Origin of the sequence: Edaphobacter modestus, from assembly GCF_004217555.1 — a bacterium.
Lineage (GTDB): Bacteria > Acidobacteriota > Terriglobia > Terriglobales > Acidobacteriaceae > Edaphobacter > Edaphobacter modestus.
This window is the reverse complement of sequence record NZ_SHKW01000001.1, coordinates 860,383-876,059: the sequence shown is the minus strand read 5'-3', so window position 1 is coordinate 876,059 and position 15,677 is coordinate 860,383. Positions and strand designations below refer to the sequence as shown.

Annotated in this window: 13 protein-coding genes and 1 pseudogene; 5 read left to right on the top strand and 9 right to left on the bottom strand. The window is 55.8% G+C overall.

The genetic code is table 11. The annotated features are described in order from the left end of the window. Positions 1-42: 42 nt before the first annotated feature. The 6 genes and pseudogenes from BDD14_RS03615 to BDD14_RS03590 form a co-directional block, all read right to left on the bottom strand. Positions 43-597, bottom strand: coding sequence for an FtsX-like permease family protein (locus tag BDD14_RS03615; RefSeq protein ID WP_165419911.1), 555 nt, complete (start codon positions 595-597; stop codon positions 43-45). Next, complete coding sequence (locus BDD14_RS03610) at positions 542-1,312, bottom strand: ABC transporter permease (RefSeq protein ID WP_130417603.1); 771 nt, start codon at positions 1,310-1,312, stop codon at positions 542-544. Before BDD14_RS03610 ends, BDD14_RS03615 begins: the two co-directional genes overlap by 56 nt. Then, the gene (locus BDD14_RS03605) at positions 1,309-1,971 is read right to left on the bottom strand and encodes a permease prefix domain 1-containing protein (RefSeq protein ID WP_130417602.1); all 663 of its coding nucleotides are present in this window, start codon (positions 1,969-1,971) and stop codon (positions 1,309-1,311) included. Before BDD14_RS03605 ends, BDD14_RS03610 begins: the two co-directional genes overlap by 4 nt. After that, on the bottom strand, positions 1,968-2,309 hold the full coding sequence (locus BDD14_RS03600) for a PadR family transcriptional regulator (RefSeq protein WP_130417601.1): 342 nt from the start codon (positions 2,307-2,309) through the stop codon (positions 1,968-1,970). Before BDD14_RS03600 ends, BDD14_RS03605 begins: the two co-directional genes overlap by 4 nt. A 440-nt stretch (positions 2,310-2,749) precedes the next feature. Next, positions 2,750-3,861, bottom strand: a protein-coding gene (locus tag BDD14_RS03595; RefSeq protein WP_423201744.1) for an IS3 family transposase whose coding sequence is annotated in 2 segments (ribosomal slippage) — positions 2,750-3,600 and positions 3,600-3,861 — 1,113 coding nt in all. Because the reading frame shifts where the segments join, the coding sequence is not laid out codon by codon here. A gap of 80 nt (positions 3,862-3,941) precedes the next feature. Next, a pseudogene (locus tag BDD14_RS03590) lies at positions 3,942-4,085 on the bottom strand (integrase core domain-containing protein); the annotation flags it as partial. A 24-nt stretch (positions 4,086-4,109) separates the two neighbouring features. Between BDD14_RS03590 and BDD14_RS32860 the strand changes: the two are divergent. Together BDD14_RS32860 and BDD14_RS03580 are read left to right on the top strand one after the other, a co-directional pair. Then, entirely contained in the window at positions 4,110-4,796 is a 687-nt protein-coding gene (locus tag BDD14_RS32860; RefSeq protein WP_242617710.1) for a TlpA family protein disulfide reductase, read from the top strand. A gap of 504 nt (positions 4,797-5,300) precedes the next feature. Beyond that, complete coding sequence (locus tag BDD14_RS03580) at positions 5,301-6,311, top strand: zinc-dependent alcohol dehydrogenase family protein (protein WP_130417598.1); 1,011 nt, start codon at positions 5,301-5,303, stop codon at positions 6,309-6,311. Between the two features lie 77 nt (positions 6,312-6,388). Here the strand turns inward: BDD14_RS03580 and BDD14_RS03575 are convergent, their stop codons facing one another. Beyond that, entirely contained in the window at positions 6,389-7,126 is a 738-nt protein-coding gene (locus BDD14_RS03575) for a tyrosine-type recombinase/integrase (protein ID WP_242617709.1), read from the bottom strand. A gap of 547 nt (positions 7,127-7,673) precedes the next feature. Between BDD14_RS03575 and BDD14_RS34295 the strand changes: the two genes are divergently transcribed. Both BDD14_RS34295 and BDD14_RS03565 read left to right on the top strand, forming a co-directional pair. Then, entirely contained in the window at positions 7,674-8,003 is a 330-nt protein-coding gene (locus BDD14_RS34295; protein ID WP_130417596.1) for a DDE-type integrase/transposase/recombinase, read from the top strand. 191 nt (positions 8,004-8,194) lie between these two features. Beyond that, positions 8,195-11,089 (top strand): glycoside hydrolase family 38 N-terminal domain-containing protein, encoded by a 2,895-nt coding sequence (locus tag BDD14_RS03565; RefSeq protein WP_130417595.1) that lies wholly within the window; start codon positions 8,195-8,197, stop codon positions 11,087-11,089. A 125-nt stretch (positions 11,090-11,214) separates the two neighbouring features. On the opposite strand, the gene BDD14_RS32350 is transcribed toward BDD14_RS03565, so the two are convergent. Then, positions 11,215-11,424 (bottom strand): cytochrome b, encoded by a 210-nt coding sequence (locus BDD14_RS32350; RefSeq protein WP_207231686.1) that lies wholly within the window; start codon positions 11,422-11,424, stop codon positions 11,215-11,217. A 39-nt stretch (positions 11,425-11,463) separates the two neighbouring features. Continuing rightward, the gene (locus BDD14_RS32345; protein ID WP_207231685.1) at positions 11,464-11,700 is read right to left on the bottom strand and encodes a hypothetical protein; all 237 of its coding nucleotides are present in this window, start codon (positions 11,698-11,700) and stop codon (positions 11,464-11,466) included. Positions 11,701-12,010: 310 nt separating this feature from the next. Here BDD14_RS32345 and BDD14_RS03555 point away from each other — a divergent pair, with 310 nt between their 5' ends. Next, a complete protein-coding gene (locus tag BDD14_RS03555; RefSeq protein ID WP_130417594.1) occupies positions 12,011-15,574 on the top strand; it encodes a TonB-dependent receptor in 3,564 nt (1,187 codons plus the stop codon). Positions 15,575-15,677 lie beyond the last annotated feature (103 nt).

The window sequence follows — 15,677 nt, the reverse complement described above, 5'->3', positions numbered from 1 at the left end:
GTCGCGACATAGGCTCTTCTCGTAACTTAGACATTATTAACTTCAATCATTGCGGAGCGTTTCAAGCGGATCGGTATAGGCGGCTCGCACTGCTGGAATCAAGCAAGCGATGGCTGAGGGCAGTATGAGAAGAACGGTTACCCAGGCAGGTATCCAGAACGAGTTCGCGCCAGCGGGCATCCAGTGTTTGAGGATGTTTCGGAACCCGAGATTCAAGGCCACTCCGAGCAACACCGCGGCGGTGATGGTGGGCAACAAAGTCTGCATGACGGTCCACACGATGTGGCTGCGGGGAGCACCAAGAGCGAGACGTATTCCAAGCTCATTCTTTCGTTGTTCTGCGGTGAACAGAATGGTGCTTGTGATGCCGAAGAGGGAGAGAGCGAGAGCAAGACCTCCGAAGAAACTACAAAGAACGGAGAACATGTGCTGCTGTACCCAAACGGTTTGAATACTGAGCGCATCGTCGAGAGTACGAACCTCGTTGCCGGAGATTCCCTGTTCGGAGTTGAGCTTATGCAGGGCGAGGCGCAGAGGACGCTCAAGGCTTTGTGGTGCGGTGGTCGAGCGGAAGAAGATCTGTGCATGATTCCACATGAAGGCGGTGTGAGGGACGTAGATCGCCGGGGGCGGCCGGCCGCTCGAGGCCATCGTTGCGCGAGTCGGCGACGACACCGATGATCTGACGCCAGCCGTCGCTTTCAGGCGAGGTGATGCTCGCGGGCCGGCCATCGTTTTTGAGGGCGTCGGTGCGGACCTGCTGGCCGAGGACCGCTCGGCCGGTCATATAGCGATCGACGAAGGTCTGGTTAACGACGGCGACGAAATCTCCGCGGCGATTTTCGTCGGGGGTCCAAAGGCGTCCCTGAAGAAGTGAAATTCTGAGGGTGTCGAAGTATGCGGGGCTAACGAGCTGGACGAGAGCGTGCAGAGGCTCAGACGGTTTCTGGCCGAAGATGTCAAAGGATGCGGGGAGTCCGAGGCCGCCGAAGGGCTGCGAAGGCGGGATGCCGCTGGAGAGGATGCCGACCGATATGACTCCTTGAACGGAGGCGACGGTATTGGTGAGCTGCTCGATGTAACGGGCGTAGGCCTGATGGTTCTTCGTGGGGTTGGGCTTGAGCGGAAGTCCAATAAAACCGACGTTGTGAGGATCGTAGCCGAGCTTCATCGAGGTCAGATGGCGGAAACCCGCGAAGGCGGCGGCGGCAACACTTAGCAGGATGCACGTGAGCGTGATCTGCGCGGTGATGAGGAGGTTGAGCGAGCGACCGCTCGATTGGGTGAACGTGCGGGTACGCGACTGTATCATCTGCGCGATTCCGGGCCGCGAAAAGCGCAGCGCGGGTCCGAGGCCGAGATGCCAAGGAAGTCGTTCATGTTGGGCGTAACAAAGTCAACGCTGACGTCTTCGGGGTAGTCGCTCCCGGTGTCGGTCCGTGGGCGAAGCAGGAAACCGAGGACGCTATCGATCGACCTTGCCTTAAGGAACTCGTCGTACTGGGTAGGTTCAAGAGCGAACCAGGTAGGGAGCAGCGGCTGCTTTTCGTCGATGAGCGACGGATTCACGATGCGGTCCGTATCGCGGTACGGAAAGGGATTGAGGACCGTAGAGTAGATGACGTTGAACATTGCGGAGGTGGCTCCGATACCGAGGGCGAGGGAAACAACAGCGGCAATGGAGACGAAAGGACAGCGATGGAGAGATCGGATCGCGCCGCGGAGATCGCCGCCTATTTCATAAAGTGGGCGTAGGCCGATGGCAGAGCGGTAGATTTCCTTCTGGACGTCGGGTCGACCCATCTCCATCTGTGCCTGGCGGATCGCATCCGCCGGAGAGATGCCTGAGTCGATGAGGTGCTGCGTGCGCTGCTCGATGTGGAAACGAAGCTCGTCGGCGACATCGCGGTCGGTTTGACTGCGATGGATGAGGGCGCGCCACCAGCTGCGAAGAGTGGCAGTGAAACTCATAGAGCCTCCGAAGTGGCGTTGAGGATAGAGCCGACGACGCCGGTCATCTCAGTCCACTTATTGATCTCGTGCTTGAGTTGTTTGCGGCCGGCTGCGGTGAGTTTATAGAACTTGGCGCGGCGGTTGTTTTCTGACTCGCCCCATTCACCTTCAATAAGGCCCTTGTGCTCCATGCGATAGAGAGCGACATAGAACGAGCCTTGAGGGATTTCGAGGCGTCCCTGAGAGATCTGCTGGATGCGCAGGAGGATACCGTAGCCATGCTGCGGACCAAGAGAACTCGATTTGAGGATGAGAATCTCGAGAGTTCCCTGGAGTAAATCGACAGATTTTCCCATAACGCCTCTCTCCTATCGTGCATAGGAGAATAGGAGAGAAGCGATCATAGTGTCAAATTCCTGCTCGACTCAGAGCTGTCTCCGCTCTCGCGGCAACACTATCGGATAAGAGAAACATCCCTTCCGGACAACCCTAAAGAGAAGAAGAACTTGATTATTGAGAGAATCTTTGCGGGATTGTTCGAGCCTGTTGCGAAGCTCTATGCTCGGATCCAGCTCATCGCTCAATTTCCGAGCTGCTGATGAACCCAGGAGCATTTCTAGAAGGTCTTCTTCCGTGATCGCGAGATTGGAGAGTTCGACGTCGAAGAGACTCATAGCGACGAGAAGGTAGATTGAGGTGGCCTGCCCGATGTTTTGTACCAGTGAGGAGTTAGTGTAGCGCGTTTTATGAAGGGCCTAGTTTTTCTGTACCAAGCCTAGAGTTAGTCGCGGCCGGTTTAGGTTGCAGCCAGATCGCGGCTAGCCGCGATCTGGCTGGCGAACTCGCTTGGTGTCCTGTCATCGAGAGATGCGTGAGGACGGCTCTCATTATATTCCCGCCTCCAGGCTTCGATGAGCTTCCTTGCCTCTTTCAGATCCAGGAACCAGTGGGTGTCGAGGCACTCTGAGCGGAAGGTCCCATTGAAGCTCTCCACGAACGCGTTGTCAGTCGGTTTGCCCGGTCGGGAGAAGTCAATCTTCACACCATTCCGATAGGTCCATAGGTCCATCGCCTGGCCGGTGAACTCACTGCCGTTGTCACAGAACAGCACCTTTGGAACGGCGCGTTCGAGCTTCACTCGATTCAACACTCGTACCACATCGTCTCCTTTCAAGCTTTGTCCAGCTTCGATTGCCACCGCCTCTCTGGTATAGACATCGACGATGGTCAACGAGCGGAACTTTGTGCCATCCTGCAGCTGGTCGGCTACGAAGTCCATACTCCAGGCCTGATCCGGGCCGGTTGCCTTCAACCGTTCTTCGCGATGTCGCGCTGCTTTGCGCTTGCCGGCTGGCTTCATCCGCTTCAGAGTCAGGCCTTCTTCCACGTACAACCGATACACCACATACTTACCCACTTCCCAGCCTTCGCGGTTCAACAGTACGCGGATCTTACGGTATCCATAGCGCACTCTTGCCTGAGCGATCTCGCGGATACGCATCCGCAGCTCAGTTCGTGGATCGAGGCAGCTTCGATAGCGGTAGGTCGCTCTTGGAACCCACAGAACACGGCAGGCATGCCGCTCGCTCACCAGATAGCTTTCCACCAGACGCTCCACCATCGGTCCACGCCGCGAAGGCTTCACCATTTTTTTGAGAGAACATCCTGCAGCATCGTCTTATCCAGCGTCAGTTCCGCCACCAGCTGCTTCAGCCGCAGGTTCTCTTCCTGCAGCTGAGCCATTTGACGGACCTGGTCCACTTCCAGACCGGCATACTTCGCCTTCCAGCGGTAGAACGTCTGCTCGCTGATCCCTGCCTTGCGGATCACCTCCGCTACAGGCACTCCAACCTCCGCCTGCTTCAATACTCCGATCATCTGCTCCACACTGAATCGCTTCTTCCGCATCCAAATCCCTCCGCCTTCTCAGGCTAAATTTAGCGGAAACTAACATCTGCTTTGGCTCAGAATTACCGGGGCCCATCAAGCTTCCTTGCCTCTTTCAGATCCAGGAACCAGTGGGTGTCGAGGCACTCTGAGCGGAAGGTCCCATTGAAGCTCTCCACGAACGCGTTGTCAGTCGGTTTGCCCGGTCGGGAGAAGTCAATCTTCACACCATTCCGATAGGTCCATATGCCCAGCTTCCCAAGCGCACGTTGCAGGTTCGGCTCGAATATGACTTCAGGGCGCAGGGAATCCGGCTGACAAGTGGAGTCGAATGGCTGGATATCAACGGCGACGGAAAGTTCGACCTGACTCCGGGCAGCGGAGAAACCTTGCGCGCACGGGGAAGCGCGGCGGTGTTCGAAGCGGGAGACCTCACACTGCAGATGCAGTCCGTCGATCTGAAAAACAATCGATTTGTATTGCGCGCGGTGCCACGCACCGCCGATCATCGCATCCATCTTTCAATCGGCTCGGTATTGCCGGATTTTGAGTTTACGGATTCCGGGGGTACGAGGCGCCATCTCTCCGATTTGAAGGGGAGATTTATTCTGTTGGACTTCTGGGCAACATGGTGCGTCCCCTGTATGGAGGACCTTCCAGTGTTGAAGAAGGTATATGCAGAGTTCCATGGCAAAGGGTTCGAGATTCTGGGGATGAACGGAGACGAGACGCCCGAAAAACCTGAACGGGTCATCCGCACGATGGGGATTCAATGGCAACAGGCTCGATTTGACAGAGATCTATTGCAAAACCGGTTCCAGATATCACAATGGCCAACAATGATCTTGCTCGATGAGCATCGCACCATCCTCTCGATCGGCGAAATGAGTCATCTTCCGCTCGACGGAGAACACCTCCCGGGAAGCTTGCGGACAGTGACGGGAGAGAGCCCATAGTCGGGTACTGAAAGGATATGAGAACATCCAACCCGGAAGGGCAACTGAATCTCAGTTGTTGCCAACAGGTCCTTACACTCATCGAGTTCCATCTCTGTGAGTGACACGGCGATTTTGCCTCATTTTGACAATCCCGGGAAGGGTAGTAAAATTTAGGGTTTTTAGGACAGAGAGTGGTGAGCATTCTCTGATACCACTGTTCCAAGGAAAATGGGGGTTCACCACAAAACCTGCTCAACCTCACCGGTGGTCGCAGCGAGATGCCACACTGGTTCCCCTTTATCCGCCCTTGACATGAGACTCCTCCGTACACAAAAATCCTCCCCGGAGATGAAGGAGTATATGGCAAATGACGCTGCGGAATGTGTCGTTCAGCGAATTGGGTGCAGCATTTCTCAGCTTCGACGGAGATGTTCTCCTCCATCGCCAACTCCGATTCTTATTCCCGAAGAACCAGAACATTCGGCCGAATCAGCCATCGCCTGAAGAGCCAGGAGGTACTAGATGAAGGCATTGATCTTTCGCGAGACCGGTGAACCGAAGAGCGTATTGGAACTGGCAGAGATCCCCACTCCGCCTTTGGCCCCCGGCGAAGCGCTCGTCCGAGTGCTGCTGAGCCCGATCAACGCATCCGACCTGCACATGGTGCGCGGGCGCTATGGCTATCAGCCGGAGTTGCCGGCCAGCCCGGGCATTGAAGGGGTGGGGATTGTGGAGGCCGTAGGTCCGGGCGTGCAAGGTCCGATGGCTGGAACGCGCGTAGTTTTTGTTAACACATGGAACACCTGGCGCGAGCAGATCGTGTGCCCAGCGGACAGACTCGTGCCCGTTCCAGACGGCCTAGACGATTCGGCCGCCGCCGCTTCCTACATCAATCCTTTGACGGCATGGGCATTGACCATATCAACTCACACCCTCAAGGAGGGCGACTGGCTTCTGCAGACGGCGGCTGCATCCAGCGTGGGGAAGTTCGTGCTTCAACTGGCGCAGCAGTATCGATTCAAGACAATCAACGTCATCCGGCGGCGCGAGCAGGAGTCAATCATACGCAACCTCGGAGGCGATGAGGTCATCTGCACAGCCGACGAGGATCTCAGGTCACGCCTGCAGGAATTGACCGCGGGCAAGGGCGTTGAACGAGCGATTGACTGCGTTGCCGGAGACCTTGGCGCCGAGATTGCCCGCAACCTCGCTCCCGCGGGAACCATGCTTGTGTATGGAGCCCTTTCCAGTCATCGGCAGACGGATCCCGCGAAATTCATCATGCCGCTCTTTGCTCCGCGGTTGATTTATTCGACAGCGACGATTCGCGGCTGGTGGCTTCCGCGTTGGGTGCCTTCCCAGCCGCTCGCCGAAGTGCGGGCAGCGACGAGCGTTCTTCTCACCATGTTATCGAAGGGAGCACTTACGCCGCCAGCGAGTTTGCGGTATTCAGTTAAAGACTTCCAAGAGGCAGTAAGCCTCGCCGATGGTGAGGCAGGACAGGAAAAGGTCTTGCTGGATTTCTCCGATTAATCTGTTGAGAGCTCCCCTGACTACGGCCAATGTCCAGCGATTCTCCGAGGTCGAATCTCAACTCCTGACAACAGGGCTTAGCGTAAATCGACGGTCCCGGGAGCGAAGAGACATCCGAAACGATCATTGACGGGTTCTTCCAAGTTCTGCTTGCAGCCGAGGTACCGCTCAGTAGTCAGTACCGAGACATGCCCTAGGAGGAATTGAATCTGCTCCAGTTCTCCACCACTTGCGTGGCTGAGCTTAGCACAGATTCGGCGGAGGTCATGCGGAGCGAGATGATCCAGTTGCATCCGTTCGGCACATCCTCGCACGACGTACCAGATGACGTATTCGGATATTCCCTTGCCCCATGAAGTTCCGTGACGGCTGACCACCCGGAAGATCCTGCCCGCTTTAACATTAGCTGCAGATATCCAGCGATCGATGGCTGCTTTCACCCAAAGGGGCATTGGCACAGTCCGAATATGGCCGCCTTTGCCAACCAGATCGACGATCGCCCAGTGTCCCTGCCTTATCTGCAGATCATCAACTTCGAGAGCTGACAGCTCCGCACGTCGCAATCCACAACCCAGCAGCACTGAAATCATCGCGAGATCACGAATGGATCGTAGGTCCTCCCCATCGGCTATTTCTAACAGTGCTCGGGCTTGATCCCGAGTCAGCCAGTTTCCGGCACGCGCGCCCAACTGTTTTACGCCTTTGATCCGACGAATGCCTGCAGCGAGCTCCGGACTGAGCAGGCCGGAATCTGCAGCCTCATAGGCCAGCCGCCTCACCGCCGCAAGCCGTTGGTTAATTGTTCCTGCAGCCAATCCAAGAGATTCCAGGTAAAGACGAAATCGCAAAACGACGGCCCGATTCAGGGCAAGGCGAGGTTCGGAACAGTACCAGGTGATGAATTGCTCCATCGCGAACTTGTAGTTTCGCCGAGAACAAGGAGAACTGAGGCTGTTGAGAACAGCAGATTTCGTGTGATCCAGATCCGGAAGCCGCAAGACGATCTTGCGGCAGGGCGGTTTCCTATGCTTTTGCGCATACAAACGGCCTCCGAGCCGTTGATATGCACAAGCTAGTTTGGCCGTCGCGTTCGAGGCCAGGAGTCAAAGAGTGCACAGGCGATTTAGCAATGACTGAACCTCAAAAGGCGTTAGTAGCGACAAGAGCGTTTAGCGATCCGGTGGTGAATCTGGACTTCTATCAAATAACGAACCGCGGAGCGCGTATGTCAGATGAAGCGCGAGAGACCAGCACCCACATCCAGCTTGTTCGGCTTCAGACGTTCTTCAATGTCGTTGGGCGGTCCATCCAAGAACTGAACACGCAGGTCAGGACGCCGTCTCCGGAACTACCGTATAGCCGGTGGAAGCACATTCGCCGCAAGCCACGGAGTCGTTCCAACCGAGACCCACCTCTCCTTCCCCTTTCCCGCTGCGGCACGAAGGCAAGTTGCCACCGGACACGAAGTACCGCAGGTCGAAATATCTAAACAACATCATTGAGGCAGATCACGGTGGTCTCAAGCGGGTGATCCGTCGCACCCGCGGTTTTCAGACGATGAGAACAGCGTCGGCCACCATCAAGGGATTTGAAGTCATGCGTATGATCCGCCGCCGTCATTGCATCCTCTGCAAGCCCAAGGTCGCCGGCGAAATTAAATTCATCAACAAGCTGTTCGATGTTGCTGCCTGATCTGTAGCATCTGTAAGGGCGAGTCGCGTGTGCGCCAGTTAATGCAACAGAGCCGGCCGGGACACCAGGTACAGTTCGCAGTGAAACTGGTCTTCTAGTCACTAACCCTGGAGAGGCCCTCGATAGAGTCGAGGACCTCTCCAGGGTAATTTGACACATAACAATTCAGGCATCCGACGCAAGGTGAAGAGATGAAGCGCAGAGATCTGTTGAAGAGTTTGTCGATGGCCGCAGGGGGAATGCTATGGACCCGCAATCTCGCCGGCCAGAGCAACCAAGGGGAGAGCAAAGCCAAAGCACGATTGGCGACCCCGATTCGAGCGCTCGCTCGGAAAAATGGTCAGGTCTATCAACCACTCGAAATCCACCTCGAAGATACGGCTCTATCGGGTGAAGCAGTCACAAAGCTGGATGGCATTGAGGTCGATCGGCGCAACGTCAAGACGGGATCGCATACCTTCGATATTTACCTCAAGCCGGTCAATCAACCCAAACAGTCCACTGTGACGGTTGAGATCAACGGCAAGGCATTCACCGACCAGGTTGAACTGAAGCCGGTGCGGAAGATGCTGGTCTATGTATTGCCGCATTCCCATCACGACCTGGGCTATACCGATCTCCAAGCGGATGTCGAACAGAAGCAAATTCGCAATATCACACGAGGTATAGAACTGGCCCGGAAGACGGCAGACTATCCGGAGGGGTCGCGCTTCGTCTGGAACCTGGAGGTGTTGTGGGGAGCTGATCTCTACATGCGACGAAGCGACGAATCTGCGCGCCGCGCCCTCATAGAAGCCGTTCAGAAGGGGTGGATGGGAATCAATGGCTCCTATGCCAACGAACTCACCGGCCTCTGCCGTCCAGAGGAACTGCTGCAGCTGTTTCGCTACTCGGGAGAACTGGGCAACACCTGCGGGGCTAAGGTTGACTCCGCCATGATGAGCGACGTCCCGGGATTCTCCTGGGGAACGGTGACAGCAATGTCCCAGGCGGGCATCCGGTATTTCTCCGCGGCGCCTAACTATTTTGACCGTATTGGCACTTTCATGGTGACATGGCAGGACAAGCCATTCTGGTGGGTCTCACCCTCGGGCAAAGAAAAGCTCTTGTTCTGGATTCCATGGACAGGATATGCGCTGTCGCACGTCATGAAGCTCGGTGATGAACTGGTCTCCAAGTATCAGGACCGCATGGATGAAGTTCACTTCCCCTATGACATCTCGTACATTCGCTGGTCTGGCCACGGCGACAATGCCGAACCCGATCCAGAGTTGAGTGACTGGATCCGCGACTGGAACCAGAAATACGAGTGGCCCCGCTTCTCCATCGCTTCGACCAGCACAGCTTTTTCCGCCTTCGAAAAGCGGTACGGCAATCAGTTGCCGCAATATCGTGGTGATCTCACTCCTTACTGGGAGGATGGAGCCGGCTCCTCTGCACTTGAAACGGCAATGAGTCGCAATGCTGCCGACAGGATCAACGAGGCCGCGGCGTTGACCGCACTTGGCAAAATCAATGCTTACAATCCTTCCTCTTATGCCGAGGCGTGGCGAGATGTTCTTCTGTACTCCGAACACACCTGGGGTGCATGGAACAGCGTCTCTGACTCGGAAAATCCTTTTGTGAAGAAGCAGTGGGACGTAAAACGGGCTTTTGCTGTAGACGCGGACAAGTTGTCGAAGGACCTTCTCGCCCAAGCTGGCGGAGCTCAGGCTACCGAGTCGAGTGCCAATGCGATTGAGGTTCACAATCCCTCGTCGTGGAGCCGGACGGAGATCGTCTATCTTTCGCATGAGCTTTCCAGTGCCGGCGATCGCGTAACGGACAGTCGCGGAAAGCCGGTGCCGTCGCAACGGCTCAGCACAGGCGAACTCGCTGTGCAGATAAAAGATGTTCCTGCTTTCGCTGCTGCAAGCTACCGTATCTCACCAAACAAGGCGCTCGCGCCAAATACCCCGGTATCGTACAAAGATCACCGTCTCTCTAATGGCGTCCTGGAGTTATCGATCGATCCATCCACGGGGGATGTCTCTGCGCTGCGTCTTCACGGTGAGCAGCAAAACCTGGCAGACAATCGCAAACACAGACTGAACCAGTTTCTGTTTCTTCAAGGTAAGGATGTAGACCACCTGCAATCCAGTAGTACCGCGACCATCGTTGTCGAAGAACAGGGACCGCTGCTTGTATTGATTCGCATCGAGTCTTCAGCACTAGGCTGCAAATCCCTGGTTCGACGAATTCGACTGAGCGCGGGTGCGGATTATGTGGAGGTAGCGAATACCGTAGACAAACTCCGCGCGCCACTCAATCCCCATCCCGGCGTTGGCGGCCCTGGCGATGAATTCGCCCAGCGCGGATCGAAGGAGAGCATCCAATTCGCTTTCCCATTTGCAGTGCCAGATGGGAAGATGACCCTCGATATTCCACTCGGCAACATGCGGCCGGAGGCCGACCAGCTTCCCGGCTCCTGTAAGAATTGGTTACCGGTGGGCCGCTGGGTTGATGTGTCCAATGAAAGCCTCGGAGTCACCTGGATCACTCAGGATGCCCCCTTGGTGGAGATTGGTGAGATCAGTGCGACCATGCTCGGGTCACAAAGAGATCCAAGCGTGTGGCGCAAGCACATCGATGAAACTCAGACGTTTTACTCGTGGGTGATGAACAATCACTGGGGTACCAACTACCTCGCCTACCAGGAAGGGCCGACGACCTTCCGGTATGCCCTCCGGCCCCATCGCAAACATGATGCTTCCGCTGCAAGCCGTTTGGCGATTGCGTTGTCCGAACCACTTCTCTCGCGTCCGTCCGATTCTGTAAGCCAGGAATCCGAATCACTTCTCCGTATCGAACCTGCCGAAGTCATCGCAATTACTCTCAAGCCAAGCGAAGACCGAAAGGCATGGATCGTTCGGCTGTTTGAGTCCTCCGGTCAACCTCGAAGTGCGAAGCTAACGTGGGCAGCATCGCAAGCTGTCCAGAGTTGGAGGAGTAATCTGGCGGAGGAAAAACTTGAGCCCGTCGGAAATGAGGTCCATTTGGATGGGTGGGAACTTCTGACATTGCGAGTTGAGAAGAAGGCACCATAGGGAGTGGCCACTTCTCAAACAACGAGGGTGGAAGAGCTCAGCTCTTCCACCGCAATTTAATTCCGGCTGGCGTCGTCTTTTCTTTGAACCCGCGAAGTTCCCTACATCGCTCCAGCGGTTTCTGTTCAAACTTGACCCTTCGGGTCATGTACGCTCCATGGGAGCATGCGGCTCAGAATGCCGTCGCGAAGCACCCGGGTATGGAACAGCACTGCGCCCATGTGAGCAAGAAAGGTGAAGAAGAGATAAGCGAGAATCGTGTGGGTCTGGCGCAACACGGCAAAGACCTCCGGGTTGGCGGGAAGAATCGGAGGGAGATGAAATGTCCCGAACATGACGATCGGAAAGTGCCCCCGCCGACAACATGGCCCAGCCTACCAATGGATAAACAAGGTACAGAGCAGGAACTCAGAGACTTTGACCTCCGATTGCGACATGCTTGGCGGCAACTCCGGCGCCCTGGTGAGTAACCGCGTGACGAGTCGAATCGCCGCCAGGATCAGAATCAGAATCCCCAGAGGCCGATGAACCGCAAGCAACCAATGATAGGGTCCCATCTTGACCACCATCGACACCCCAATGAAGAGCATGGCTACAAGCAATATGGCCATGAGTCGAGTGCATCGAGCCAGGATGGCACTTTTTTTAGCATTCGAGGGATCGAATAGTCCCAGGACTTGTGCATCTGAAATGAGAATTTAGCAAGCAAAAAGCCTAGATGCCCAAGCCGATCAGACAAATAGTCTGAAAATCGTTGAATACGTGTTCGTACACGATAAAAAAACTAAAGCGATAAGCCCAATAGTTCTGGGTAAAAAAATCATGTTGACATTCATAACCGTGTACGTATACGTTATGCCGGTTCGCGAAATCAACGCTCTATCACACGTGTATTCACGCGCGATCAAAGAAGAGGCCACCATGCAAAAGTTGCAATATCTGGATAGCGGCAGGGCAGGAGCAAGACTTTTCGGACTCCTACTCGCGTTATTCCTGTGTATGTTCCCAGTTGGACGTCTCCTTGCGCAGGTAGACCAAGGGGCTGTCACCGGCATTGTTATGGACCCCTCCGGGGGAGTTATCCCGGGAGCTACGGTCACTCTGACATCAATAGAAACCGGTCTTGTGCTTCAACAGACAACCAACTCAAGTGGTATTTACACCTTCCAGCCGGTGAAGATCGGCAGCTATAAAGTGAGCGCAACGGCGTCTGGCTTTGCCGCGACCACTCAAGAAAACCTGAAGGTGAACATCCAGGCGCGTCTGAGCGTTAACCTCTCCCTGAAGCCGGGCGGGACATCCGAGACGGTCACCGTCTCCACGGCACCGCCGCTGCTCGAGACACAGACCGGAGCTATTGGGCAGGTCGTCGAAGCCAAAACGATCAATGAGACTCCACTCAACGGTCGTAACTGGGTCTTCATTGCGCAGCTAACCAACGGTGTTACGCCCTCGCTCGGCAACACCCGTGGATCTGCTAAAGGCGACTTCATCGCCAACGGGCAGCGCGCTACGCAGAACAACTTCGTTCTCGACGGCGTGGATAACAACACCAACCTGGTGGACTTCCTGAACGGTTCCACTTTCGTGCAGCGGCCACCACCGGATGCGTTGGCCGAGTTCAATATCCAGACCAGCAATTACTCGGCGGAGTTCGGCCACTCGGCTGGTGCCGTGATGAATGCGAGCATTAAGTCGGGTACGAACCGGATTCATGGGAATCTGTGGGAGTACTACCGCAGCGACAAGATGAATGCGAGGGACTGGAATGCTCTTACCGTTCCTCGTTTTCATCAGAACCAGTTCGGGGCAACCATCGGTTTCCCCATCCTGAAGGACAAGTTGTTCTACTTCGGCGACGTGGAGGCAAACCGGATCAGCAACGCAAACGTAAATAATCTCAGCGTTCCTTCTGTCCTGGAGCGCCAGGGAAATTTTTCGGAGCTATTGAACCCGGCAATCAGCGGTTTCAGCCAGGCCATTCACCTGAAGCAGCCGAACACCAATGGAACGGTTGCGCTGGGTGCGCCGTGCGGACGGGCAGAGAACGTCATGTGCGCTGCCGATATCGACGCAAATGCGCAGAACATTCTAAACATGTATCCCCTTCCCAACCGCGGTAACACGCTAGTCAACAACTATGTTTTGAATGTTCCCCGCATCGACAGCACAACGCAGTTCGATCATCGCGTGGACTGGAACATCAGCCCTAAAGATCTGATATACGGGCGCTTCAGCTATGTGCACCAGATTGTGAAGAGCGCTCTTCCGCTGGGACCGGTACTGGATGGTAGCGGCTATGGTGGCTACATCCAAAGCAATCTCGCTGAGAACGGTATGGGGTCGTACACCCACACCTTTAGTCCGTCGATCGTGAACGAGTTCCGCTTTGGCTATAACTGGGGCGTCTTCAACTTCGAAACGCCCAACGGTTTTAACGGAAGCATCGCCGGATCGCTCGGTTTTGGGAATGTCCCCTGCGTACCTGGGTTCTGCGGTTTGCCACTGGTGCAGATCGGCGGTTCGGTGGGGATTTCACAGTTCGGTTCGACGGGTACTTCGCGTGAATCGCAGAACGTCTACCAAATTCTAGACAATCTCACGTTCAGCAAGGGGAAGCACTCCATCAAGTATGGTGTGGCCTTTCAGAACGTCCGCTTTTACTACACTTATGCTGACAGCCCACGTGGAAACTTCACCTTCAACGGACATTACACGAAGATTCCTGGAACTTCGTTGAGCTCAGGCGTTGCGGACTTCCTTACCGGACGTGTGGCAAATGCCTACATCACCAATGCTCCGGGAATTCACGATCAGCAGTGGTACAACTCAGCCTACGCGCAGGATGACTGGCGTCTCACGTCGAAACTGACGCTCAACATCGGCCTGCGCTGGGATTTCTATCAGCCTTTGGCGGAATCGCGTGACCGGCAGGCAAACTTCCTCGTCACCGGACCGGTGGGCCAGGGAACTGGAAGCGGCGCTTTCCAACTCCCTTCTTCACTGAAGAGTACCGCCCTGGCTCCGAATTTTGTCGACACGCTCGCGGCGAGCAACGTTCAACTGCAGTACGTGGACAACAACCGTCTGGTGACGTCGCAGAAGACGAACTTCGCACCGCGCGTTGGCTTCTCATATCAGGCAAACGAGAAGACGGTATTCCGCGGCGGAATCGGAATCTTCTACGGCGGACTGGAGAGCAACGGCAACGGTAATCTCGGTGCCAACTATCCCTTCAGCCTTTCCCAGAACTTCCCTGAACAGACCTGCGATGTGGGCAACTGCTCGACTTCGTTCCCGTACACGCTGGCGAGCGGTCTGCCGACGCTGACGCCTGTCACTGCGGCTACCTCGTATCCAGGCTTCCACTCTACGGACGCGCACATCCAGACTCCGTATACCGAGAACTACAGCTTCTCGATGCAGTACGCATTGAGCAATAATCTAGTCAGCTCGATCGCATACGTGGGCAATGAGACGCGTCACCTGACGACGTATTTTGCGCAGAACTCAGCCGTTGCGCTGTACCGCAATGGCCTGAACACGCAGCCTCTGCTTCCGTTCCCGACCCTGGGCGGAATCGGTGCGACGGTCTATACCGGTTACAGCAGCTACAATTCGCTACAGGCCAAGCTGGAGAAGCGCTTCTCCAGCGGCTTGAACTTCCTGGCCACATATACCTGGGCCCATGCGATGGATAACAGCAGTTCGTCGGGCGGCTTATCGACGGCAGTCGGAACGCGTGCCTACTACATGCTTGGCGGGCCCAATTCCGAGTACACCAATTCGTCCTATGACGTGCGAAACCGTATCACCTTCAACGGTCATTACGAGCTTCCGTGGGGACGTGGGCGAAGATTCCTCAAGAATAACCGCGCTCTGGATTTCGCTGTTGGTGGGTGGGAGATCAGCAATACGTTCACAGCGCAGAGCGGCACACCGTTTGGCATGAGCACGACGACGGCTAACGTCGCGGGCGCCAGTGCGCGGCCGGTGCTGGTGACCGATCCATTCCGTCCCGGAGAGATCAACCTTCCGGGGACCAAGACGGGCTGCCCCACACAGGTGAAGACGCGGGATCACTGGTATAACCCGTGCGCTTTCGCCGAACCAATGGGACAACTGGATCCGGGCAACCTAATCTGCGCTCCGGGTGTTGCACCGGGCAACGGCTGCCGTTATGCCTCTGGTGTGACCGATCCGAGCCTGGTGGCGCAGTTCCTTGGCGGTAAGCAGAATCTCGTCTACGGTCCAGGCTACTGGCGAAATGATGTCTCGCTCTTCAAGAACTTCCCGGTCTGGCATGAGCAGACCGTGCAGTTTCGAGCGGACATCTTCAACGTCTTCAACCATCCGACCTGGGGTAACCCCAGCGTCCAGAACAACGATCCTGCGTCTGGCGGTCAGATCCAGGGCCCGAAGAACTTCGGTGCGAACACGCCGGATGCACGGTTTATCCAGCTTGCCGCGAAGTACTACTTCTAGGCAGCATAACCTCCCAATCAGGACAGGGCGCCGTCACTGCGCCCTGTCCTCTTCCTTTCGCTACATCGCAATACACTATGTTTGAGATCCCGTCAGGTTCGGA

Coding starts and splice junctions, on each gene's coding strand:
- BDD14_RS03615 (WP_165419911.1), bottom strand. CDS start 597: ATGTGGAATCATGCACAGATCTTCTTCCGCTCGACCACCGCACCACAA.
- BDD14_RS03605 (WP_130417602.1), bottom strand. CDS start 1,971: ATGAGTTTCACTGCCACTCTTCGCAGCTGGTGGCGCGCCCTCATCCAT.
- BDD14_RS03580 (WP_130417598.1), top strand. CDS start 5,301: ATGAAGGCATTGATCTTTCGCGAGACCGGTGAACCGAAGAGCGTATTG.
- BDD14_RS32345 (WP_207231685.1), bottom strand. CDS start 11,700: ATGGCCATATTGCTTGTAGCCATGCTCTTCATTGGGGTGTCGATGGTG.
- BDD14_RS03610 (WP_130417603.1), bottom strand. CDS start 1,312: ATGATACAGTCGCGTACCCGCACGTTCACCCAATCGAGCGGTCGCTCG.
- BDD14_RS03555 (WP_130417594.1), top strand. CDS start 12,011: ATGCAAAAGTTGCAATATCTGGATAGCGGCAGGGCAGGAGCAAGACTT.
- BDD14_RS32350 (WP_207231686.1), bottom strand. CDS start 11,424: ATGTTCGGGACATTTCATCTCCCTCCGATTCTTCCCGCCAACCCGGAG.
- BDD14_RS03565 (WP_130417595.1), top strand. CDS start 8,195: ATGAAGCGCAGAGATCTGTTGAAGAGTTTGTCGATGGCCGCAGGGGGA.
- BDD14_RS03600 (WP_130417601.1), bottom strand. CDS start 2,309: ATGGGAAAATCTGTCGATTTACTCCAGGGAACTCTCGAGATTCTCATC.